At 43.3% G+C, this 21,869-nt stretch carries 22 protein-coding genes; 3 read left to right on the top strand and 19 right to left on the bottom strand.

The window, feature by feature from the left end; all coding sequences use genetic code 11:
* Positions 1–11 precede the first annotated feature (11 nt).
* Together P8610_RS11615 and P8610_RS11610 are read right to left on the bottom strand one after the other, a co-directional pair.
* A complete protein-coding gene (locus P8610_RS11615) occupies positions 12–653 on the bottom strand; it encodes an MOSC domain-containing protein (RefSeq protein WP_394604515.1) in 642 nt (213 codons plus the stop codon).
* Between the two features lie 42 nt (positions 654–695).
* The gene (locus P8610_RS11610; RefSeq protein WP_289494030.1) at positions 696–1,022 is read right to left on the bottom strand and encodes a hypothetical protein; all 327 of its coding nucleotides are present in this window, start codon (positions 1,020–1,022) and stop codon (positions 696–698) included.
* A gap of 153 nt (positions 1,023–1,175) precedes the next feature.
* On the opposite strand from P8610_RS11610, the gene P8610_RS11605 reads away from it, so the two are divergent.
* A complete protein-coding gene (locus P8610_RS11605; protein WP_394604514.1) occupies positions 1,176–2,510 on the top strand; it encodes a CoA-disulfide reductase in 1,335 nt (444 codons plus the stop codon).
* A gap of 43 nt (positions 2,511–2,553) precedes the next feature.
* On the opposite strand, the gene P8610_RS11600 is transcribed toward P8610_RS11605, so the two are convergent.
* The 6 genes from P8610_RS11600 to P8610_RS11575 all read right to left on the bottom strand — a co-directional run bounded on the left by P8610_RS11600 (position 2,554) and on the right by P8610_RS11575 (position 8,500).
* Positions 2,554–3,024, bottom strand: a complete 471-nt coding sequence (locus tag P8610_RS11600; protein ID WP_394604513.1) for a hypothetical protein — start codon at positions 3,022–3,024, stop codon at positions 2,554–2,556.
* Between the two features lie 305 nt (positions 3,025–3,329).
* Entirely contained in the window at positions 3,330–3,956 is a 627-nt protein-coding gene (locus P8610_RS11595) for a thymidine kinase (protein ID WP_394604512.1), read from the bottom strand.
* 212 nt (positions 3,957–4,168) lie between these two features.
* Positions 4,169–4,414 (bottom strand): type B 50S ribosomal protein L31, encoded by a 246-nt coding sequence (locus tag P8610_RS11590; RefSeq protein ID WP_066399025.1) that lies wholly within the window; start codon positions 4,412–4,414, stop codon positions 4,169–4,171.
* Positions 4,415–4,518: 104 nt separating this feature from the next.
* Entirely contained in the window at positions 4,519–5,805 is a 1,287-nt protein-coding gene (gene rho / locus P8610_RS11585) for a transcription termination factor Rho (protein WP_394604511.1), read from the bottom strand.
* A 350-nt stretch (positions 5,806–6,155) separates the two neighbouring features.
* Complete coding sequence (glpX, locus tag P8610_RS11580) at positions 6,156–7,124, bottom strand: class II fructose-bisphosphatase (RefSeq protein WP_289494025.1); 969 nt, start codon at positions 7,122–7,124, stop codon at positions 6,156–6,158.
* 83 nt (positions 7,125–7,207) lie between these two features.
* Positions 7,208–8,500: a UDP-N-acetylglucosamine 1-carboxyvinyltransferase gene (locus P8610_RS11575; protein ID WP_394604510.1), complete on the bottom strand. Its 1,293-nt coding sequence runs from the start codon at positions 8,498–8,500 to the stop codon at positions 7,208–7,210.
* Between the two features lie 511 nt (positions 8,501–9,011).
* Between P8610_RS11575 and P8610_RS11570 the strand changes: the two genes are divergently transcribed.
* Positions 9,012–9,137: a hypothetical protein gene (locus P8610_RS11570; protein ID WP_394604509.1), complete on the top strand. Its 126-nt coding sequence runs from the start codon at positions 9,012–9,014 to the stop codon at positions 9,135–9,137.
* Here the strand turns inward: P8610_RS11570 and fsa are convergent.
* The 4 genes from fsa to P8610_RS11550 form a co-directional block, all read right to left on the bottom strand.
* A complete protein-coding gene (fsa, locus tag P8610_RS11565) occupies positions 9,105–9,755 on the bottom strand; it encodes a fructose-6-phosphate aldolase (RefSeq protein ID WP_066244699.1) in 651 nt (216 codons plus the stop codon). The genes P8610_RS11570 and fsa overlap by 33 nt on opposite strands.
* Before the next feature lie 92 nt (positions 9,756–9,847).
* Positions 9,848–9,979: a hypothetical protein gene (locus P8610_RS11560; protein ID WP_394604508.1), complete on the bottom strand. Its 132-nt coding sequence runs from the start codon at positions 9,977–9,979 to the stop codon at positions 9,848–9,850.
* A gap of 171 nt (positions 9,980–10,150) precedes the next feature.
* On the bottom strand, positions 10,151–11,014 hold the full coding sequence (gene fba / locus P8610_RS11555; protein WP_394604507.1) for a class II fructose-1,6-bisphosphate aldolase: 864 nt from the start codon (positions 11,012–11,014) through the stop codon (positions 10,151–10,153).
* A gap of 250 nt (positions 11,015–11,264) precedes the next feature.
* Positions 11,265–11,645: a response regulator gene (locus tag P8610_RS11550; protein ID WP_171005594.1), complete on the bottom strand. Its 381-nt coding sequence runs from the start codon at positions 11,643–11,645 to the stop codon at positions 11,265–11,267.
* A 150-nt stretch (positions 11,646–11,795) separates the two neighbouring features.
* Between P8610_RS11550 and P8610_RS11545 the strand changes: the two genes are divergently transcribed.
* Positions 11,796–12,326, top strand: a complete 531-nt coding sequence (locus tag P8610_RS11545; protein ID WP_394604506.1) for a DUF2529 family protein — start codon at positions 11,796–11,798, stop codon at positions 12,324–12,326.
* 227 nt (positions 12,327–12,553) lie between these two features.
* Here the strand turns inward: P8610_RS11545 and P8610_RS11540 are convergent, their stop codons facing one another.
* The 7 genes from P8610_RS11540 to P8610_RS11510 form a co-directional block, all read right to left on the bottom strand.
* Positions 12,554–14,155 carry a CTP synthase gene (locus tag P8610_RS11540; RefSeq protein ID WP_394604505.1) on the bottom strand — a complete coding sequence of 534 codons (1,602 nt, stop codon included), beginning with the start codon at positions 14,153–14,155 and terminating at the stop codon, positions 12,554–12,556.
* Positions 14,156–14,604: 449 nt separating this feature from the next.
* Positions 14,605–15,123, bottom strand: a complete 519-nt coding sequence (rpoE, locus tag P8610_RS11535) for a DNA-directed RNA polymerase subunit delta (protein WP_289497561.1) — start codon at positions 15,121–15,123, stop codon at positions 14,605–14,607.
* 56 nt (positions 15,124–15,179) lie between these two features.
* On the bottom strand, positions 15,180–15,389 hold the full coding sequence (locus P8610_RS11530) for a hypothetical protein (RefSeq protein ID WP_394604504.1): 210 nt from the start codon (positions 15,387–15,389) through the stop codon (positions 15,180–15,182).
* Positions 15,390–15,548: 159 nt separating this feature from the next.
* A complete protein-coding gene (icmF, locus tag P8610_RS11525) occupies positions 15,549–18,812 on the bottom strand; it encodes a fused isobutyryl-CoA mutase/GTPase IcmF (protein WP_394604701.1) in 3,264 nt (1,087 codons plus the stop codon).
* Positions 18,813–18,827: 15 nt separating this feature from the next.
* Positions 18,828–19,451 carry a TetR/AcrR family transcriptional regulator gene (locus tag P8610_RS11520; RefSeq protein ID WP_394604503.1) on the bottom strand — a complete coding sequence of 208 codons (624 nt, stop codon included), beginning with the start codon at positions 19,449–19,451 and terminating at the stop codon, positions 18,828–18,830.
* 10 nt (positions 19,452–19,461) lie between these two features.
* Complete coding sequence (gene meaB, locus P8610_RS11515) at positions 19,462–20,418, bottom strand: methylmalonyl Co-A mutase-associated GTPase MeaB (RefSeq protein WP_394604502.1); 957 nt, start codon at positions 20,416–20,418, stop codon at positions 19,462–19,464.
* Between the two features lie 303 nt (positions 20,419–20,721).
* Positions 20,722–21,864 (bottom strand): acyl-CoA dehydrogenase, encoded by a 1,143-nt coding sequence (locus P8610_RS11510; protein WP_394604501.1) that lies wholly within the window; start codon positions 21,862–21,864, stop codon positions 20,722–20,724.
* Between the last annotated feature and the right edge of the window lie 5 nt (positions 21,865–21,869).

Genomic DNA, 21,869 nt, shown 5'->3' with positions numbered 1-21,869 from the left:
TAATAAAAGTTTTAAGTTCTTTTTAATAAAGATTCTCTCATCGATGCAGCCAATTCCTTCACTTCAATTAAACGCTGAATTTTTTCGGGATCTTTTTCAAATCCATACTTGATCTGATTGGTTTCTGTAACAGAAATGCCAGCTGAGTGTTTTTCGATTTTCACCATCTCATCACCTGCTGCCACCATTCCTTCTTGCAGAACACGAAGATAATATCCTGTACGGCCTGTATCTACAACTTTTTTAATCATATCAGGGCGGCACAATATAGAAGCTAATGTGTTACAAGGCTGGCGAGGCTGTGTAATTTGAACGACCGCTTCCCCCATCTGAAAAACGTCACCAATACACACAGCATCTTCTGTAAATCCTATAGGTGTAATATTTTCTCCGAATGCTGGTATCTTAAGCGGACTATCCAGCTTCAGCTCAGCATTCCACTTTTCATAATGTTCATAAGGATACACACAAACCGCTTGATCCAGTCCGCCATGATGGACTTTATCTCCAACACCGTCTCCTTCAAAATGCGTTTTATATAAAAAGACCGGCTGCCGCTGCGGAATTTTATTATAAGCTGTAAAAAAAGTCTTGTTAGACGTTGCTACTTCTTCCGGAAGCTTGATGTTTAAGGAAGCTACTTTTCCCTTCATTCCCATCACCTCACCAAAAGCATAGCACAGGACAAAAGGAAATTAATAGGAAAATATATTTCGGCGCAATTGCTCGTAATCGATACGCTCCTGGTTCATTCGAATCGCTTTCGTTAACTCCTCTATAACTACTTTTTCATTCGTAATCAGATTAAATACATATGGAATGGTCGCAAAATGACCGAGAAAGTGCGTACACCCGACATAACGCGGATTATCTGTCTGATGCTCATGTTTATATTTAATAATAAAATTCCCCATGCCTTCATAAACAGGGTCTAATGGTTTTTGTTCCAACTTTTTTAACAATGTATGAATCGGTTGAACCGGTGCATTCCAGTCCGCTCCGTTAGATTTAATTTCTAGCACAGTCCACCACCTCTTTCTACTATCATAATTCGTTTTAATTCCGTACTTCTTGTTGGTCAAAAACGAGAGAGTTGTGTCATCATACATGTAAAGTTACTTTTTTTGAGACAATGGGAATACTATATTGTTAGAGAGATGTAAGGAGCTGATCAGATGAAATATTGCATTATTGGAGGAGACGCAGCTGGCATGAGTGCCGCGATGCAGATTGTCAGGAACACAGAGAACGCTGATATAACCGTTCTTGAAAAAGGCGGCATCTATTCTTATGGACAATGTGGACTTCCGTATGTCGTAGGCGGGCTCATCCCTTCTACAGAAAAACTCATCGCTCGCAGTATTGAAACCTTTCGCGAAAAATACGGAATGGACGCACGTACTTTTCACGAAGTAAATGCGGTAGACACGGAATCCAACACGGTCTCTGGCATACATACGAAAACAGGGAAACCGTTCGAAGTGACATACGATAAGCTTTTGGTAGCCACAGGTGTTCGGCCGATCATCCCAAAACAATGGACAGGGGTTCATCTAAAAGGCATCTACCCTCTTAAAACGATTCCTGACGCTGAGGAACTGATGGCTGGACTGAAAGGTGTGCAGAACGTAACGATTATTGGCGGCGGCTACATCGGCCTCGAAATGGCTGAAAACGTGCTTAAACTCGGTAAAAGTGTACGTATCATCCAGCGCAGCAATCAGCTTGGCAGCATCTTTGATGAAGATTTCGCTCCATTCATTCACGAAGAAGCAGAAAAACATGGGATCGAGCTTTGTTTAGAGGAAGAAGTGCTAGGCTTTAAAGGTGATGATCATGTTCAGTTTGTTAAAACCGCTAAAAAAGATTATCCAACAGACCTCGTGATCGTTTCGGTTGGAGTGACACCCAACACTGACTTTTTGAAAGATACAAATGTGGAGTTAAACGAACAAGGTGTTATCGTTGTAAATGAGCGTATGGAGACGAATGTGGATGGCGTTTATGCCGCTGGCGATTGCGCGACCCATTATCACCGTGTAAAAAAACTCAATGACCATATTCCGCTCGGAACGACCGCTAATAAACAAGGCAGGATCGCAGGACTGAATATGGCTGGCGTGGAAAAGCAATTTAAAGGAATTGTAGGCTCTTCCATTATTCAATTTATGGATTTAACACTCGGAAAAACGGGATTATCGAACAAAGAAGCAGAAAAACTTAACATTCCGTTTGATGAGATTAAAATAACAACAAAAAGTCATGCTGGATATTATCCTGATCCGAAAAAATTAGAAGTGAAATTAACGTATCATAAAGAAACAAAGAAGCTCTTAGGTGGCCAAATTATTGGAGCAGAAGGCGTTGATAAACGAATCGATGTATTAGCGACAGCTCTTTATCATGAAATGGACGTTGAGGAATTAGCGGATTTGGATCTATCCTACGCACCGCCTTATAACGGTTCATGGGATCCAATCCAGCAAGCAGCTAGAAGACTTGGGAAATAAAATGGGAAATGGGGTCTGACCCCATTTCCCATTTTATTTCCCGCTAGTCATCAATTTTTAGTGAGAAATTATATCGAGGAACTGCACGTTCAACGGCATTCATGATTTTTCGATGTGTTGCAGCACGTTCCTTTTTTGACATATCATGCGGCACATTAATATGGATGTGCGCATAATTCCCGTTAATGGTGACCATCTGCGGGTTAATACCAGACGCATCAATAACAGCTTGACGAATCATATCCTGATCATCAGACAAATCAAAGCGAGTAGAGTTCATTGTCCGATAATCACTCGGGTTCATGTTCGTATCAAAACTATAACTGTTACGCGGCTCATTTTTGGTTAGGTGGTAATTTATAATTCCATGGCCAAACAGGTTATCGCGTATATCCCGTTTATTTTCGTGAGCTGCCGGTTCCGTTTTTCCGCCTTCTTCTTTGTACGACTGCATAGGAGAACACGCTGTGGTAACAAGCAGCGCCAAAACTGGAGCAATAATTGCCTTTTTCACTATAAACACCTCCCATATCGTTAGGATTTCCTGATGTGGAGGTGTTTATGTTGTATAGTGAGCAGTTTCGCTGAGCGAAACTGGACCTTTTTGAAGTTGAAGGTAATGTGCACAAGTTAATTCAAGAAAATAGATGGATAATACGGCGAGAATTCAAAGTAATACAGCGAGTTCTGAGCATAATACGGCGAATTTTAACATTATATAAGCGAGTTGACAAAATAAAGCAAAACTCGACACATCTTTTTATTTCAACCAACTAAAAAAGCCCAAAAGCACAGAGCTTTCGGACTTAATCCATTCAACTATTTCAAACGTCCTTCTAAGCCCTCTGCGCCTGAAAGGAGGTTTCTTTTCTTTCCTGGTACTTCGTGACAATGGCGGCAGCGCGGTTCGTATGACTCGGATGCGCCTACTAAGATCACGGGATCATCGTAAGAAGCTGGTCTGCCGTCGATTAAACGCTGTGTACGGCTGGCAGGAGAGCCGCAAACCATGCAGATCGCCTGAAGCTTAGTCACGTGTTCAGCAAGTGCCATCATTTTTGGAACAGGTCCAAATGGCTCGCCTTTAAAGTCTTGATCAAGTCCAGCAACGATGACGCGCAGTCCTTGATCCGCAAGCTCTTGAGCAACTGGAATGATATCTTCATCGAAGAATTGCACTTCATCGATCGCAACGACTTCTGTTTCCGGTAAAACATTTTTTAAGATCTCAACAGATCGTCCAACAGGCTCAGCCATTACAGCTGTTCCGTTATGAGACACAACCGACTCCTCGCTGTAGCGATTATCGATCAGCGGCTTAAACACCTGTACTTTTTGTTTGGCATACGTTGCCCTTCTTACACGGCGAATGAGTTCTTCTGACTTTCCAGAGAACATGCTGCCGCAAATCAATTCGATCCAGCCATTTTGTTTCATCACATACATGGCCTGCTCCCCCTTTCGCAACAATCTTTCCCTTAGTATGTACGATTTCGCTTCTGTTTTCTCATACTTAAACGTTCGGTATAGGAGTGCTTTACTCCTTTTAAGGCGTATAAAAAACCCGGTCCATCAATACAGTTACCGAGTCTGAAAATGTTTGTTTATATAAAAGAAAAAAGGGCAAGAAAGACTCCTGCCCTTTTACTTGCAACAAATTACTTAAGGTTGTATTTCTTCTTAAAGCGGTCAACACGTCCACCAACATCAGAGAACTTCTGACGTCCTGTGTAGAACGGGTGAGTGTCAGAACTTACATCCACTTTGATTACTGGATATTCGTTACCGTCTTCCCATTTCATTGTCTCGCTTGAAGACAAAGTTGAACCTGAAAGGAAGCTAAATCCGCTTTGAGCGTCAACAAAGATAACCTTTTTATAATTCGGATGAATTCCTTGTTTCATTCTAATTCCACTCCTTCTGCCCTGTTTCCTATGCGGAGACAGAGTTATAAACACATAAAAATAGTATAACAGGGACAAAACCCATTTGCAACCATACTTTTTCGTTAGTTTGTTACGGGTTTAGCTCTTTTTGGCGTGCCCTTTTTTTCACTCTCAAACAGCTCGAAAAACTCTTCGTTATTTTCTGTTTTACGCATGCGTTTCATGAATTTATCTACGAAATCGAACGAGTCATCCATCGTCTTACGGATCGACCAAAGTGCTTCAAGATGATCTTTTGCAATAAGCATCTCTTCTTTTCTCGTTCCAGAACGGCGAATGTCGATCGCAGGGAAAATACGGCGCTCAGCCAGCTTGCGGTCTAAGTGAAGCTCCATGTTTCCTGTTCCTTTGAATTCCTCGTAGATAACATCATCCATACGAGAACCCGTATCTACAAGAGCCGTTGCTAAAATTGTTAAGCTGCCGCCTTCTTCGATGTTACGGGCCGCACCAAAGAAACGCTTCGGACGGTGAAATGCAGCCGGGTCGATACCACCAGAAAGTGTTCGTCCGCTTGGCGGAATAACTAAGTTGTATGCACGAGCTAGACGCGTAATGCTGTCCAGCAAGATCACAACATCTTTTTTATGTTCAACGAGTCGCATCGCACGCTCTAACACAAGCTCTGCCACTTTAATGTGGTTTTCAGGCACTTCATCAAACGTTGAACTTACAACGTCCCCTTTAACAGAGCGCTCAATATCCGTTACTTCCTCTGGACGTTCATCGATTAGCAAAACAATCAGTTCTACTTGCGGGTTATTCGTCGTTACACTGTGTGCGATTTCTTTTAACAAGCTCGTCTTACCCGCTTTTGGAGGAGCGACGATCAGACCACGCTGACCAAATCCAACAGGTGCCATCATATCGATGATTCGCGTTGAGATATTGTTGCCCGTTGTTTCCATCACCATTTTTCTTTCCGGATAAAGAGCTGTCAGTGCAGGGAAATGCACGCGTTCTTTTGCCGTTTCAGGATCTTCGCCATTAACCGCGTTAACTTGTAAAAGTCCGTAATACCGCTCGTTCTCTTTTGGAGGACGAACTTTCCCCGAAACTTTATCACCGTTTCTTAGATCAAATCTGCGGATCTGTGATGCAGATATGTAGATATCTTGAGAACTCGGTGAGTAGTTGATCGGACGCAGAAAGCCGAATCCTTCGTTCGGGATGATTTCCAATACACCTTCCATGAATGAATAACCATCAAGTTCTGCCTGTGCTTTCAAAATTGAAAACATCAATTCACGTTTTGTTAATTTACCATAATATTGAATATCAAATTGTTTGGCAAGCTCATAAAGCTCTTTTAACTTCTTTGTCTCTAATGTTGCTAAATCTATCCCCATAGTGACACCACGCTTTTCTATTAATAACTAACTCAATTTATGTTTTATAAATGGGATTTTTTTATGTTTGTATTGGTTTGGTTTTGGTTTTGTAAAATTAGGTTTTGTTAATGGAAGGAGTTCCTTTTGAAAGATGGTTTAGTGGGTATGAAGAAAATGTTGATAACAAAATGAATCATACTTCTTATTTTAACCACAAATTCGGTCTTTAATCAAGCAGCAGAAACTCGAGTAAACAAGCCCCTCTACGTGAATTTACAATACATATAAAACTTTTGCAACCGAATTTAAAATGAATTCATGTAATTGTAATGGAAAGACCGGACGCATTGTCCGGTCTCACACATTATTTATGGTTTAATCACAAGGTCTGGCTTCTTCTTCAAACTATGTCTTCCATCGATAAATCGCACCGTTCCTGATTTTGCACGCATAACAACAGATTGTGTTGTTCCTGTTGATCCGTCAAAACGAACTCCTTTTAACAGCTCTCCGTCTGTTACACCTGTTGCCGCAAAGATCGCATCGTCGCCTTTTACAAGGTCGTCCATGTACAATACACGGTTCACATCATCGATACCCATACGTTTGCAGCGTTCTAATTCTTCGTCGTTTTGAGGAAGAAGCTTTCCTTGAAGCTCTCCGCCGAGGCATTTTAATGCTACCGCTGCGATTACTCCCTCTGGAGCTCCGCCTGATCCGAATAAAATATCTACTCCTGTATCATCAAATGCTGTATTGATCGCTGCAGCTACATCACCGTCTGAGATTAGCTTAATACGGGCACCTGCTTCACGGATGTCTTGGATGATCTGCTGATGACGAGGACGATCTAAAATAACCGCTACTAAGTCCTCGATATTTTTGTTTTTCGCTTCCGCTACTGCTCTTAAGTTGTCAATGACCGGTGCATTGATATCAACTTTCCCGACGCTCTCGCGGCCAACTGCGATCTTGTCCATATACATGTCTGGTGCGTGAAGCAGATTGCCATGGTCAGCAATCGCTAAAACCGCCAGTGCGTTCCACGTTCCTGATGCTACGATATTTGTTCCTTCTAATGGATCGACTGCTACGTCTACTCGCGGACCATAGCCTGTCCCAAGCTTTTCACCGATATAAAGCATCGGCGCTTCGTCCATTTCTCCTTCACCAATCACAACTGTTCCTTTCATCGGAACCGTATCAAAAACGTTACGCATTGCAGTTGTTGCTGCATCATCCGCTTCTTCTTTCTTTCCTCTACCCATCCATCTTGCTGATGCAAGAGCTGCTGCTTCTGTTACACGAACAAGCTCCATTGATAAACTTCTCTCCATGTGTGTTCCCTCCCCAATCTTAAAACGCTTACATTTTTATCCTGAAGAAAAATCACCAGGTATAGGTGATTTTTCATTTTTGTTTATGAATTCTTAAGCTCTTCCATCTCTTCGGCACCCATGCTCTCGCGCCATACTTTAGCGCCAAGTCCTTTTAACTTGTCCACTAAAGATTCATAGCCGCGGTCGATATGCTCGAGGCCAGAGATCTCTGTTACACCTTCTGCCATAAGCCCTGCAACAACAAGCGCTGCTCCTGCACGAAGATCAGAAGCTTTTACTTTTGCACCTTCAAGCTTTGTCGGCCCATTTATTATAGCAGAACGTCCTTCAACTTTCACATTCGCTCCCATACGGCGAAGTTCGTCGATATGTTTAAAACGGGCACTATAGATCGTATCGGTTACAATGCTCGTCCCTTCTGAGCTTGTTAAAAGTGAAGTGAACGGCTGCTGAAGATCCGTCGGAAACCCTGGGTATACGAGCGTCTTAATATCAACGCTTTTTAATGGGTCTTTTCCTCGATAAACGAGCACTTGATCATCTTTTGTTTCGATGTACACGCCCATCTCTCTTAACTTTGCGATCAGCGATTCTAAGTGAAGCGGAATTACGTTATCAAGCAGCACTTGCTGACCCATTGATGCTGCTAAGATCATGTACGTTCCTGCTTCGATACGGTCAGGAATAATGGAATGACGGCAGCCGTGCATTTCATCAACACCATCAATACGAATCACGTCAGTACCTGCACCTTTAATCTTTGCACCCATGCTTGTTAAAAGCGTAGCTACATCAATGATCTCAGGCTCTTTCGCCGCGTTCTCAATAATCGTTTGTCCTTTTGCTCTTACTGCTGCAAGCATGATATTGATCGTCGCTCCAACACTTACAACGTCCAAGTAGATTCGTGCTCCAACAAGCTCATCCGCACGAAGATAGATCGCACCTTGCTCGTTCGTTACTTTTGCACCGAGTGCTTCAAACCCCTTAATGTGCTGATCGATCGGACGAGGTCCTAAGTTACATCCCCCTGGCAACCCGATAACAGCTTTCTTAAAGCGTCCTAGCATCGCACCCATCAAGTAATATGAAGCACGAAGCTTTTTCACTTTTCCGCTCGGCAGCGGCATCGCAATCATTTTTTCAGGGTTAACCGTTAGAGTCTGATTCTCATCCAGGTAAGCTTCCCCTCCGATTTCCTCTAACAAATCACGCAGAATACGAACATCTGATATGTTAGGTAAACCATCAATGGTAACGGTAGATTCTGCTAGTATCGTCGCGGGAATCAATGCCACCGCACTATTCTTTGCTCCGCTTATATGGACCGTTCCTTCGAGAGGATAGCCCCCTTCAATCATCAGTTTTTCCATGGTAAACTCCTTTCAGTAAGAGTCACAAAAGTTGTGATTGCATTACCAGTTTCAATAGTTTTATTATTTACCAAAATTTTCTTTTCATGTATAAAAATTACGCATTTCTTTGTCGCGCGTTAAGCAGTTGATTTCGCTCCAGGTTGCTCGCTTTCCATGGGGCGTACGGTGAGCCTCCTGCCGCTTTGCGCCTTTAGGAGTCTCCACCTGACCGCTCGTCCCATAGGAGTCGGCAACCTTCCGCTACAATCAACTTACGATGAAGATGGAAAATCAAAAGCTTAACTAATAAATTGTTGCTTTCAAATTTTGTCTTCTATGATTGTTGATTGGAGTGTAAGATGCGAGACTCCTGCGGGACAGGTGGGCAGTCTTCAAAGTGGAAGTGGCTCGCTCAGCCCCGACAAGCAAAAGATGAATGGGCTAGGAAGGCGCACTTTGCCTTCTTGACCGTTTAACTTTTGACCTCGAGGGGCTAGCCACTGCAACTAGACAAGGGAGACACTTATACGTGAAACGTACAAATGTGGCTCACCGCCTGCCCCACGGAAAGCGAGCATCTGAAATGGAAATCAACCACTTCCAAAAGCTACAATGTTTGCAATTACTTTCTATTCGCAGCTTCCCAGTCGGCTAGGAACTTTTCGATGCCTTGGTCGGTTAATGGATGCTTTACAAGTCCTTTGATTACGTTTGGCGGAATCGTTGCGATGTGGGCGCCTCGTATTGCTGCTTCTGTTACGTGAACAGGGTGGCGAATAGATGCTGCGATAATCTCAGTTGGAATTTCGTGGATCGCAAAAATTTGCGCCACTTGTGAGATCAGTTCAAGCCCATCTTGACCGATATCATCTAAGCGTCCTAAGAATGGTGAAACATATGTCGCACCTGCACGAGCTGCTAACAATGCTTGGTTCGCATTAAAAATAAGCGTTACGTTTGTTTTAATGTTTTCATCAGAAAACGTCTTTACCGCTTTTAATCCATCCAGCGTCATTGGAACTTTTACTGTGATGTTTGGTGCGATCTTCGCTAACTCACGGCCTTCTGTAACCATTTCTTCATAAGAAGTTCCGATCACCTCAGCACTAACAGAACCCGGTACAAGACTAGTGATTTCCTTTAAACGCTCATGAAAATCAACGCCTTTTTCTTTAGCAACTAAAGACGGGTTTGTTGTTACTCCTGATAAAATGCCCAGGTCATAGGCTTCTTTAATATCATCAATGTTGGCAGTATCAATAAAGAATTTCAAAAATAATCACTCCTGTTTGTTGAGTTTTTCTATCTTTTATATTCTTTTATAACATGTGTGTCTTCATACACGAAGGATTACGCTTACAAATTTCAAAGTTGCTTTTGAAAGTGGTTGATTTCCGCTCCAGATGCTCGCTTTCCACGGGGCTTTCGGTGAGCCTCCTGCCGCTTTGCGCCATTAGGAGTCTCCACCTGACCACTCGTCCCGTAGGAGTCTCGCAACTTACGCTCCTATCACCTTGCAAATGACGAGAATAAAAAGCTAAAAGCAACAATCTTTTTGCAAAAAGAACACCGTGTATTAGACGCTTATAAAGCTTGCCAAGTTTCACACTCTTATAGTGTAAATGAAACCGCCTATGATGTATAGGCGGTTTCAAAGAAAGGTTTTTATTAAGCTTTGTTTGAAGAACCAAACTCACGCATTTTTCCAGCTACTGTCGCTTGGATCGCATCGCGTGCAGCAGTTAGGTAGCTACGAGGATCGTACTTGTCCGGGTTTGATCCAACATATTCTTTAACCGCTTTGTGAGAAGCAATTTGGTTTTCTGTGTTTACGTTAATTTTAGCAGTTCCTAAAGAAATTGCTTTTTGGATATCTTTTGTTGGGATACCAGTACCACCGTGAAGTACAAGAGGTACACCTGTTAGTTCCATAACTTCTTTCATGCGGTCGAATCCTAAGTTCGGCTCACCTTTGTAAGGTCCGTGAACAGATCCTAGTGCAGGTGCGAAACAGTCAACGCCAGTTTCACGAACAAGTTGATCACACTCAGAAGGTACAGCGTAAGCAGCTTCAGCATCGTCAACGATTAGGTCGTCTTCTTGTCCACCGATACGGCCAAGTTCTGCTTCAACAGAAACACCGTGGATGTGAGCAAGCTCAACCACTTTTTTCGTTAACTCGATGTTCTCTTCTAACGGGTGATGAGATCCGTCGATCATTACAGATGTGAAACCTGCATGAATCGCTTCAGCACACTTTTGGAAGCTTGAACCGTGGTCAAGGTGAATCGCTACAGGTACAGTCACTTTATACTCTTCCATAAGCGCTTTAACCATAGCAACTACAAGCTTGAACCCGCCCATATAACGAGCAGCACCTTCAGAAACACCAAGAATTACTGGAGATTTCTCTTCTTGTGCAGCTTTAAGGATCGCTTGAGTGAACTCAAGGTTGTTCAAGTTAAATTGACCAACTGCATAATTTTCCGCTTTTGCTTTTTCAAGCATTTCTTTCATTGAAACTAAAGGCATATTATATGTCCTCCTTTGGATATTGGCACGAGCAGACCAACTACATTTTTGTATTGTATAGTGCTGAAATGTGCATACACAGCAAAAAGAAGCCATTATAGTTTACCTTTCATGGCGTCTTGCTAAACATTTCATAATGCTCATTTTCAATTCTAGTATAGCATACCAATATCGCCTGAAAACCGCAACACATCAACGTTTTCGGGGTGTAAACGCTATCATCTGCGACACGCCTGCATTTAAAAGATTTTTATGAGGAAGGCGTGTTTAATGGAAGTTCTTTCCTTACTGCTGCGCGAATCTCATCAATGTCGAATGGTTTTGCAAAATGAGTAATCGCTCCCAGTTTCATGGCCTCATGAATCATGTCCAACTCACCGTATGCTGTCATAATAATAACTTGAATCGTTTCATCGTGTTTTTTGACACGGCGAAGAATTTCCAAGCCATCCATTCCAGGAATTTTCATATCTAAAATGACAAGATCAGGGCGGTCCTTCTCTACAATAGAAAGAGCTTGTACACCGTTAGCTGCCTGATACGTCTTATAACCTTCTTTTTGAAAAATTTCGTTTAAAAGAATTCTGATGCCATACTGATCGTCTACAATTAATATTTTCCCGCTCATTATTGCTCACCTCATCTGAGTTTCTTTGTCTGTATGTCATTCTAGATAGTCAGATCAATTTCCTGCTCATATCCATGAATTGTATTGTTAAATTCAGTATACTAAATAAAAGGACAAATTCACGATGATTTAAGAAAAGTTAGGAGTCATTTCATGTTAAAAATATTTTCAACACAAGTTGCAGGATTGCTAAAATCCATTTCCGATAAAGAAGAGCAATCGATTGAAGAAGCTTCCCGCTTGCTGGCACAGACCGTTTTGTCAGAAGGAACCGTTTATTTCAATGGCTTTGGCGAAATGGGAGCTGTTGTGAGTGAGGCATTGTATGGTGAGAATCAATTCCGCCAAGCTGCAGAGTTTTCGGATACGAAGTTTGAAGAACTTTTGACGATTGATAGTGTGGTTGTAGCAAGCCGGTTTGTGGATGATGAAGAAGCAGTTGAGTTCTGTGCAAAAGTGCGAGAAATTGCCGATTGTCATGTTATTTTGATGGGCGGATACAGAAAAGAAGCTGATTTGGAGAAGGCGGCAGATATTGTAATCGATACGAAGGCAGTTCGCGGTCTTGTACCGCTAGATGATGGCTCCCGCCTCGGTTTCCCGTCAGGATTGGCCGCTTTGTTCGTTTATTATGCTTTATTTTTAACTACAGAGGAAATTTTAGAGGATTTTATTGAAGAGTAAAAGTAAGCCTGGCTGTTGCGCCAGGCTTTTTCATTATGATAAACAGCTTTCGTAAGCACTTTTAGTCGTCCAAAAACTTAATCACATAAAAATTGAAGGTAATCACATAAAAAATGGACTACATCATATAAAAATCAGAGCCCATCACATAAAAATGGACGATGATCACATAAATTGCAAAAAACCGACAGCCCCATTCAAAAAGGAAGCTGCCGGTCGATAAATTCTTAGTTCTTCAACTGTGTTACCGCGCCGATAAAGTCACGGAATAATGCTTGCGGGCGTGTTGGTCGTGATGTGAATTCCGGGTGGAACTGTGACGCAACAAACCACGGGTGATCTTCTAATTCGATGATTTCTACAAGGCGTCCATCAGGAGATGTTCCTGAGAAGATGAAGCCTGCTTTTTCCATCTGTTCACGGTACTCGTTGTTAAACTCGTAACGGTGACGGTGTCTTTCATAAACAACTTCATCGTTATAAGCTGCGAACGCTTTTGTATCTTCTTTAATTTTACAAGGATACAATCCAAGACGAAGTGTTCCTCCAAGATCTTCGATGTCCTTTTGTTCAGGAAGCAAATCAATTACCGGGAATGGCGTTTCAGGCATTAATTCTGCAGAATGTGCTCCTTCAAGTCCAAGAACGTTGCGGGCAAACTCTACTGAAGCTAATTGCATACCTAAACAGATACCTAAGAAAGGAACTTTGTTCTCACGCGCATATTGAGTAGCTAAAATCTTTCCTTCTACCCCTCTGTCACCGAATCCGCCAGGAACTAGGATACCATCAGCATCCTTTAAAAGGTCGTTTACATTTTCAGCTGTAACCATCTCAGAATTGATCCAGTCGATGTCGATATCCGTGTCAAAATGGTAACCTGCGTGGCGCATCGCTTCAACAACAGAAATATAAGCATCTTGAAGTGCTACATATTTTCCGACTAATGCGATTTTCACTTTTCCTTTAAGGTTCGTTACTCGGTTGATCAGTTCTTTCCATTCCGCCATATCAGGCTCGTGAGTCTCAAGCTTAAGATGTTTGCATACAAGCTCGTCCATCTTTTGTTCTTGAAGATCGATCGGTACTTGGTAAAGCGTGTCCGCATCTCTTGCTTCGATTACCGCTTTCGGATCGATGTCACAGAATAGACCAATCTTGTCCTTCATTTCTTGAGGTACTGGCATCTCTGTACGAACCACGATAATATTCGGCTGAATACCAAGACTGCGAAGCTCTTTTACACTGTGCTGTGTTGGCTTCGTTTTCAGCTCGCCTGCGGCACGAATGTATGGAATCAATGTACAGTGGATGTACATCACATTTTCAGAACCTACATCACTTTTAATTTGACGAATCGCTTCTAGGAAAGGCAAGCTCTCGATGTCCCCAACTGTTCCGCCAATCTCTGTGATTACTACATCAGCATTCGTTTCGCGGCCAGCACGGAAAACACGCTCTTTGATCTCGTTCGTAATGTGCGGGATAACCTGAACCGTTCCGCCAAGATACTCACCGCGGCGCTCTTTTCTAAGAACCGTAGAATAGATTTTCCCAGTCGTAACTGAGCTGTATTTGTTTAAGTTAATATCGATAAAACGCTCGTAGTGACCTAAGTCTAAATCCGTTTCAGCACCGTCATCTGTTACGAAAACTTCACCATGCTGATAAGGGCTCATCGTCCCTGGATCCACGTTGATGTAAGGATCGAATTTTTGCGTTGTCACTTTAACTCCGCGGTTTTTTAATAATCGGCCTAATGATGCAGCAGTAATCCCTTTTCCTAAAGAAGAAACAACCCCGCCTGTAACAAAAATATATTTTGTCATGTGTTCAATCCCCCTAAATTTTCTAAAATAAGTATGTGCGTTTAACGCTTTTTCTACTATCAGGAGAGGCTTGTGATAAGTACCAATCCGTAAAAAAATAAAAAGCAAAAGACACTTCCCCTATGGTTAGGGGGCACTTTTGCTTTGATATCATATAAAATTAGTCTTTTAAATAAAAGATACAGGAATAGCCCAAAAAGAATATTACCCGAGTCGAAAGCTCATGTCAAGATGATCTGCACATGGAAATTTTATTCTTAATGACATTGTTTTACTGAAAAATTTTATTGAATTTTGTAAAATCACCGATATATTCCGATAATCCGCCGTATTATAGGTAAAACTCGCCGGAATATCTTTAATGAGATTTGGCATTTATTTATCAAAACCAAAAAAACCAGCACCAAAAGGCACCGGTTTCTTAGTAGACTCATACTAAATACTCAGACTTACAGATCTTCATCTTCCTCTTCAAGATCTTCGTCTTCATCTTCTTCAAAGTCTTCATCTTCTTCATCGAAGTCTAATTCTTCTTCATCGTCGTCATCATCATCGTCATCGTCATCAGCAAGATCGTCGTCTTCAACGAACTCATCTTCAACTTCTAACTCATCAAAGTCTTCATCATCAAAGTCCTCTTCAAAGTCATAATCATCTTCAGAAGCTTTTTTACGTTTTGTTGGTTTGTTCGTAGCACCTAGTTCTTCTTCAGAGCTTTCTACTGGGTACCACGTTTTAAGTCCCCATTTGTTATCTCCTAATGAAACGAAACGTCCATCAATGTTCATATCTGTGTAAAAATACGCAATTCGGTTTTCAACTGCAGTTTTAGACAAACCTTTGATTTCAGCGATCTGTTTTACTAAATCGTAGAATTGAACAGGCTGCTTAGCATTCTGCAAAATTTCAAATGCGATTTCGACCATAGACATTTCAACGACTTGTTCCTTCGTATACGTGTTCAACATAGCCACATCGGCACTTCCTTTCCTTCTCCACACTCATTTATATCAACACATTGTGCTCATTCTCTAGAAGAATCATACTCTTCATTATAAACAAATCCCATACGGATATGCCAGTAGTAATCTTTCTTTTTTCCAGAAAAGGTTTTGTAGAACATGTTAGAGTAACTTCGATGCTCTTGAAAGTGGTTGATTTCCGCTCCTGGATGCTCGCTTTCCGCGGGGCAGGCGGTGAGCCCCTTGCCGCTTTGCGCCGTTAAGGGTCTCACCTGACCGCTGTCCCGCAGGAGTCTCCCCACCTTGCGCTTCAATCAACTTTTCAAGAAGAGAATGAACAAAACATTCAATACCAACAAAACAATCTGTTTGAGAAGAGACTCTCGCAAAGAAAAGAGAACCGCTAATAACGGCTCCCTTTTCTCATGTCGTTACATGTTTCTTCTATACTTTCCGCCTACTTCATAAAGCGCACTTGTGATCTGACCGAGACTCGCAAATTTTACGGTATGCATGAGCTCATCGAAAATATTTCCGCCAGACAATGCAACGGATTTCAAACGTTTCAGTGCTTCTGCTGCTTGATCCTTACTTGATTCTTGGAACGTGTTCAGATTCTGAATCTGCTGTTCTTTTTCATCTTTTGTCGCACGAGCGAGCTGCATGTTGAACTCTTCTTCTGACGGCGGGTTCGGATTTAAGTACGTATTCACACCGATAATCGGAAGTGATCCATCATGCTTTTTCATTTCATAATACATAGATTCTTCTTGAATCTTTCCGCGTTGATACTGTGTTTCCATCGCACCAAGCACGCCGCCTCTTGTATTCATGCGTTCGAACTCTTGCAGAACCATCTCTTCTACCAAATCGGTCAACTCTTCAATGATAAATGATCCTTGAAGCGAGTTCTCGTTGCGAGCTAGACCTAGTTCTTTCGTGATGATCATCTGAATGGCCATCGCGCGGCGAACAGATTCTTCAGTCGGTGTCGTGATCGCCTCATCATACGAGTTCGTGTGGAGCGAGTTGCAGTTATCATAGAGTGCCATCAACGCCTGAAGCGTCGTACGGATATCGTTAAAATCAATTTCTTGCGCGTGCAGTGAACGCCCAGATGTTTGGATATGATATTTCAGCTTCTGGCTGCGTTCGTTCGCTTTGTATTTATCGCGCATAACGGTTGCCCAAATTCGGCGAGCCACGCGGCCAATTACGCTATATTCCGGATCCAAACCGTTTGAGAAGAAGAACGATAGGTTAGGCGCAAATGCGTTAATATCCATTCCGCGGCTCAAATAGTACTCTACATACGTAAAGCCGTTTGCGAGTGTAAACGCGAGCTGCGTGATCGGGTTCGCACCAGCTTCTGCGATATGATAGCCAGAAATTGAAACCGAATAATAGTTGCGCACTTGATGGTCGATAAAGTATTGCTGTATGTCTCCCATCATGCGAAGAGCAAATTCAGTAGAGAAGATGCACGTGTTCTGCCCTTGATCTTCTTTTAAAATATCGGCCTGAACCGTTCCGCGAACAGATGCAAGGGTCATCGCCTTGATTTCGCCGTACTCTGCTTCGTTCGGCTGTCGGCCATTTTTTTCAGCAAAAATCTTCACTTGCTGATCGATCGCTGTGTTCATGAACATCGCTAGGATAATCGGTGCCGGACCGTTGATCGTCATTGAAACCGACGTTGAAGGTGCGATCAGATCAAAGCCGTCATACAGCTTCTTCATATCGTCGAGCGTACAGATGCTCACACCGCTCTCCCCAACTTTTCCATAGATGTCAGGACGGTAATCCGGATCTTCACCATAAAGCGTTACCGAGTCAAACGCAGTACTCAAGCGCTTTGCGTCATCATCTTTTGATAGATAATGAAAACGCCGATTCGTTCGTTCAGGAGTTCCTTCTCCAGCGAACTGGCGCTTCGGATCTTCTCCTTTACGTTTAAAAGGAAACACGCCGGCTGTATAAGGGAACGAACCTGGAACGTTCTCTTTCATGATCCACTTTACGATGTCTCCCCAGTCTTCAAACTTCGGAAGAGCAACCTTTGGAATATCAAGACCTGAAAGACTTTTCGTCGTAAGCTCGGTCACGATCTCTTTGTCGCGGATCTTTGTGACAAACTCTTTTTTACTGTACATTTCTTTTAGCTCTGGCCATTGTTTCAGCATTTTTGAAGTCGTTGGTAAAAGTTTTTCTTCTACTTTTTCAAGCGCCTTATTTAAACTCGCCTCTACTTCTTCACCTGCTGCGTCGTATTCTCTCACCGTTTCAAGCGTCCCCTGGATCTGGAACGACTTGCGAGCTAGTTTCGCCTGCTCATCCACTGTTTCATGGTACTTGCGAACGGTTTGTGCGATCTCGTTTAAATATTGCGCACGTTCACCAGGAATGATGACGTTCTTTTTTGCAGTCATGGCCTCAGCAGCTGGTTGAATGCCCCAATCCACGCCAGACTTTTCTTCGATCACCTTCATCAAGTGATAAAAGAGTATGTTCGTGCCCGCGTCGTTAAACTGACTTGCGATCGTTCCATAAACCGGCATCTCATCTAGATCTCTATCAAACCAGTTGTGAGAGCGCTGATATTGCTTCTTCACATCACGAAGCGCATCTTCAGAACCTTTTCGCTCGAACTTATTGATTGCGATAATATCTGCGTAATCGATCATATCGATTTTCTCAAGCTGTGAAGGTGCACCAAACTCGCTCGTCATGACGTATAGCGAAGCATCGGAAATCTCAGAAATTCCAGCATCACCTTGACCGATTCCGCTTGTCTCAACAACAATCAGATCAAATCCTGCTGCTTTCGTTACAGCGATCGCATCCTTAATTGCATCGGACAACTCCGAACGAGATCCGCGGGTTGCAAGTGAACGCATATACACTCGAGGGTGATAGATCGCGTTCATACGGATTCTGTCACCTAAAAGCGCTCCGCCTGTCTTTTGTTTTGTCGGGTCAATCGAGATGATTGCAATCGTCTTGTCTTCACACTCATTTAAGAAACGGCGAACGAGCTCATCTGTCAGTGAACTTTTCCCCGCTCCCCCTGTACCTGTAATCCCTAGAACAGGTACTTGCTTTTGCAGACTTTTCAACTCATTTAACGTCTGTTCAGCCGTTGCCGCGATTTCTTCTGGTGCCTGCTTTGCGTTTTCCGCTAATGTGATAAGACGAGAAACAGAGCGGACGTCTTTTTCTTTCACTTTCTCAATCTCGTCTGTTAAAGAGGTTACCGTCGGAAAATCACATTCTTCTACCATTTTATTGATCATGCCTTGAAGTCCTAGCAATCTTCCATCTTCAGGCGAGAAGATACGTGTCACCCCATAAGCATGAAGTTCCTTGATCTCAGGTGGGATAATTACGCCCCCGCCTCCGCCAAAGACTTTAATATGCCCTGCACCACGTTCTTTTAATAGATCGATCATGTATTTAAAATATTCAACGTGTCCGCCTTGATAAGAGGAGATGGCGATGCCTTGAACGTCTTCTTGAATCGCGGCACTCACTACTTCATCTACGGAACGATTATGTCCCAGGTGGATAACCTCACATCCGTTCGACTGAATGATTCTTCGCATAATGTTAATGGAAGCATCATGACCATCAAAAAGACTGGAAGCGGTTACAAATCGAACCGGATTTTTCGGCCGGTAAATGTCGGTCTGTGTCATTTTACTCATCCTTTCTTACGCTCCTTTTATGCCATAAAGCAATTGTTGAAGCTGTAATTGGGTATATTCTTCCAATGTATACATCTTCTGCAGCGCCCAGCGTCTGAACGTCCACATCTGACCTATGATCAAAATATTGTGAGCGGCTGCCTGGATTTCTTTTTCACTTAGATCCAATTCGCCCTGCAGCACAACTTTAGATAAGAGCTGTTCAAAAATCGCTGTCATCTCCAGCTCTTTTTTCAGTACATACGGAAGCGCTTCATCAGAAAGGGATTTAGCTTCCTGATACATGACGAGCACTTCATCCTGCATATCGTCCATCACTTTAAAGTAAGCTGTGATTGCACGTTCAACACCTTTTATTCCGCTGTCCTCACCGTTAATATCCTGCTGCAGCCTCACCTTTACGCCATCATAGATGCTGTCACAAACGAGATACAAAATATCTTCTTTTGAACGAATATATTCGTACAATGTACCGATGCTGAAGCCTGACGCTTTTGCGATCTCACGGGTAGTCGTGCGGTGGAATCCATTCTCTTTAAATAGTGACACCGCCGCTTTCACCATTTCTTCCCGCCGCCTTTGAATCAATTTCTCATCTTTTACGAGCGACGGCACTTCTTTCTTACCCAATTGGCCTCCCTCATTTCTGTTTCCCGTCAGCCGGCTGCAAACGTCCTTTTAAGATTTGTTCTGCAGCTGTATAAGGGTCTGTGTTACCTGATTCTAAGTCGGCCAGCCAGGAGAACCCGTTTTTCTGTTCGTTTTTCCATACTTCCTGATAGATTTCATGCTGAACGACTTCCATCACCTCACGCTTAAGGTTTGAAAGCTTTCGTTCCTTGCCTTCACCGCTTTTATCCAAATAGTCACGGTGCGCACAAAGGGCATTCCACAACTCTTCTAAACCTTTATTTTCAGTAGAAATGGTCTGTACGACTGGCGGGCGGTACGGACTGTCGTGTTTTACTAAGTCGAGCATCGCTTCAATCTCTGCGAGCAGCTTTGGAACCCCTGGCATATCTGCTTTGTTCACAACGAACAGATCCGCTATTTCCATGATTCCCGCTTTAAACACTTGAACAACATCCCCGCTTCCCGGATTTAGAACCACCGCTACCGAATCCGCTAGCTTCATAATGTCGAGCTCAGACTGCCCCACTCCTACTGTCTCTATTAAAATCACATCAAAACCATACGCATCCATCAGCCTTACCGTTTCTTTCGTAGAACGAGAGAGTCCTCCAAGACTTCCACGCGTTCCCATGCTTCTGATAAACACACCAGGATCGGTAAAATGGTCAGCCATCCGCACGCGGTCTCCAAGGATAGAGCCTCCGCTAAAGGGACTCGTCGGATCAACAGCAACAACGGCTACGGTCATTTCTTTTTTACGCAAAAAAGAGATAAGGCGGTTAACGAGCGAGCTTTTCCCCGCACCCGGTGAACCGGTGATGCCGATCCAGTGGGCACCTTTTTGAAGCGGGTAAATGCTCTTTAACAGCTCTAGTTTGTCTTCACCGTTGTTCTCGGCAAGCGTGATCGCTTTCGCGAGGGCGCGTTCGTCTTTTTGCTGGATGCGCTGTGCTAATGGATGCATAATATCCTCCTAAAACTTTTTCGTGGTTGTTGATTTCCGCTCCAGGATGCTCGCTTTCCGCGGGGCAGGCGGTGAGCCCCTTGCCGCTTTGCGCCCTTAAGGGTCTCACCTGACCGCTAGTCCCGCAGGAGTCTCGCACCTTGCTCTCCAATCAACTGCAAAGGGTGTTACTAAAACCACTCTTAGCAACACTCTGTTATGAAATGGACAACACCATCTTGCAAATCGGCTCTTAAATTCCTCACATGCAAACTGACTTAGCAAGGGATTTCCCTAGCCACTGTGTCGCATAACCTCGAACTCTTAATCTTTCAAAAGCATCTTCGAAATAACAAGACGCTGAATCTCTTGTGTACCTTCATAGATCTGTGTAATTTTCGCGTCACGCATATAGCGCTCAACCGGATATTCTTTCGTGTAGCCGTATCCACCGAATACTTGAACCGCGTCTGTTGTGACTTCCATTGCGATATCTCCAGCGAAAAGCTTAGACATCGCGGATTCCTTACCGTATGGCAGGCCTTCTGATTCTCTCCATGCTGCTTGATAGGTTAAAAGTCTTGCCGCTTCTACTTTTGTCGCCATGTCAGCCAGTTTGAATCCGATTCCTTGGTTCACACCGATCGGCTTACCGAACTGCTTGCGTTCTTTTGCGTAGTTTACGGAAGCATCTAGTGCACCTTGCGCGATCCCAACGGCTTGAGCCGCGATTCCGTTACGTCCGCCGTCAAGTGTCATCATCGCAATTTTAAAGCCTTCTCCCTCTTTTCCAAGAAGGTTTTCAGCTGGCACTCGGCAGTCTTCGAAAATAATTTCTAATGTTGGAGACGAACGAATTCCTAGTTTCTTTTCTTTTTTCCCGAAAGAAAAGCCTGGTGTTCCTTTTTCTACGATGAATGCAGAAACTCCTCTCGTTCCTGCTTCAATATCCGTGCGCGCAAACACAACATAGATCTCAGCGTCTCCAGCATTTGTAATGAAAATTTTAGAGCCGTTGATGATGTAGTGGTCGCCGTCTTTTTTAGCGGTTGTTTTCATGTTTCCAGCGTCAGATCCAGAACCTGGTTCTGTTAAGCCGTATGCTCCGATCTTCTTGCCTTCAGCCATTGGACGAAGGAACTTTTGCTTTTGCTCTTCGTTACCGAACTTAAAGATCGGCCAGCCTGCAAGTGATGTGTGAGCCGAAAGTGTTACACCAACTGACGCACAAACGCGTGACAGCTCTTCAACTGCGATTACATAGCCCAGAAAGTCTCCGCCGATCCCGCCGTACTCTTCAGGCCAAGGAATACCGCAAAGTCCCAGCTCTCCCATTTGGTCGAAAATCGCACGGTCAAAACGTTCTTCTTCGTCACGTTCTGCTGCTGTTGGTTCTACTTCGTTTTTCGCAAAATCACGCACCATCTTGCGGATCATTTCATGTTCTTCAGATAACATAAATTGCATCTCTA

Source organism: Fictibacillus sp. UD (genome assembly GCF_043558025.1).
In the GTDB taxonomy this organism is placed as follows: Bacteria; Bacillota; Bacilli; order Bacillales; family Fictibacillaceae; genus Fictibacillus.
Note: the sequence above shows the minus strand (reverse complement) of the source record. Positions and strands in the feature narration are given on the sequence as shown.

Excerpts from the sequence above, each read along its gene's own strand:
- P8610_RS11540 (WP_394604505.1), bottom strand. The coding sequence starts at position 14,155 with ATGACAAAATATATTTTTGTTACAGGCGGGGTTGTTTCTTCTTTAGGA.
- P8610_RS11575 (WP_394604510.1), bottom strand. The coding sequence starts at position 8,500 with ATGGAAAAACTGATGATTGAAGGGGGCTATCCTCTCGAAGGAACGGTC.
- P8610_RS11510 (WP_394604501.1), bottom strand. The coding sequence starts at position 21,864 with ATGCAATTTATGTTATCTGAAGAACATGAAATGATCCGCAAGATGGTG.
- P8610_RS11545 (WP_394604506.1), top strand. The coding sequence starts at position 11,796 with ATGTTAAAAATATTTTCAACACAAGTTGCAGGATTGCTAAAATCCATT.
- fba (WP_394604507.1), bottom strand. The coding sequence starts at position 11,014 with ATGCCTTTAGTTTCAATGAAAGAAATGCTTGAAAAAGCAAAAGCGGAA.
- icmF (WP_394604701.1), bottom strand. The coding sequence starts at position 18,812 with ATGACACAGACCGACATTTACCGGCCGAAAAATCCGGTTCGATTTGTA.
- rpoE (WP_289497561.1), bottom strand. The coding sequence starts at position 15,123 with ATGTTGAACACGTATACGAAGGAACAAGTCGTTGAAATGTCTATGGTC.
- P8610_RS11615 (WP_394604515.1), bottom strand. The coding sequence starts at position 653 with ATGAAGGGAAAAGTAGCTTCCTTAAACATCAAGCTTCCGGAAGAAGTA.
- P8610_RS11590 (WP_066399025.1), bottom strand. The coding sequence starts at position 4,414 with ATGAAACAAGGAATTCATCCGAATTATAAAAAGGTTATCTTTGTTGAC.
- rho (WP_394604511.1), bottom strand. The coding sequence starts at position 5,805 with ATGGGGATAGATTTAGCAACATTAGAGACAAAGAAGTTAAAAGAGCTT.
- meaB (WP_394604502.1), bottom strand. The coding sequence starts at position 20,418 with ATGCATCCATTAGCACAGCGCATCCAGCAAAAAGACGAACGCGCCCTC.
- P8610_RS11595 (WP_394604512.1), bottom strand. The coding sequence starts at position 3,956 with ATGTATGTGATGAAACAAAATGGCTGGATCGAATTGATTTGCGGCAGC.
- P8610_RS11605 (WP_394604514.1), top strand. The coding sequence starts at position 1,176 with ATGAAATATTGCATTATTGGAGGAGACGCAGCTGGCATGAGTGCCGCG.
- glpX (WP_289494025.1), bottom strand. The coding sequence starts at position 7,124 with ATGGAGAGAAGTTTATCAATGGAGCTTGTTCGTGTAACAGAAGCAGCA.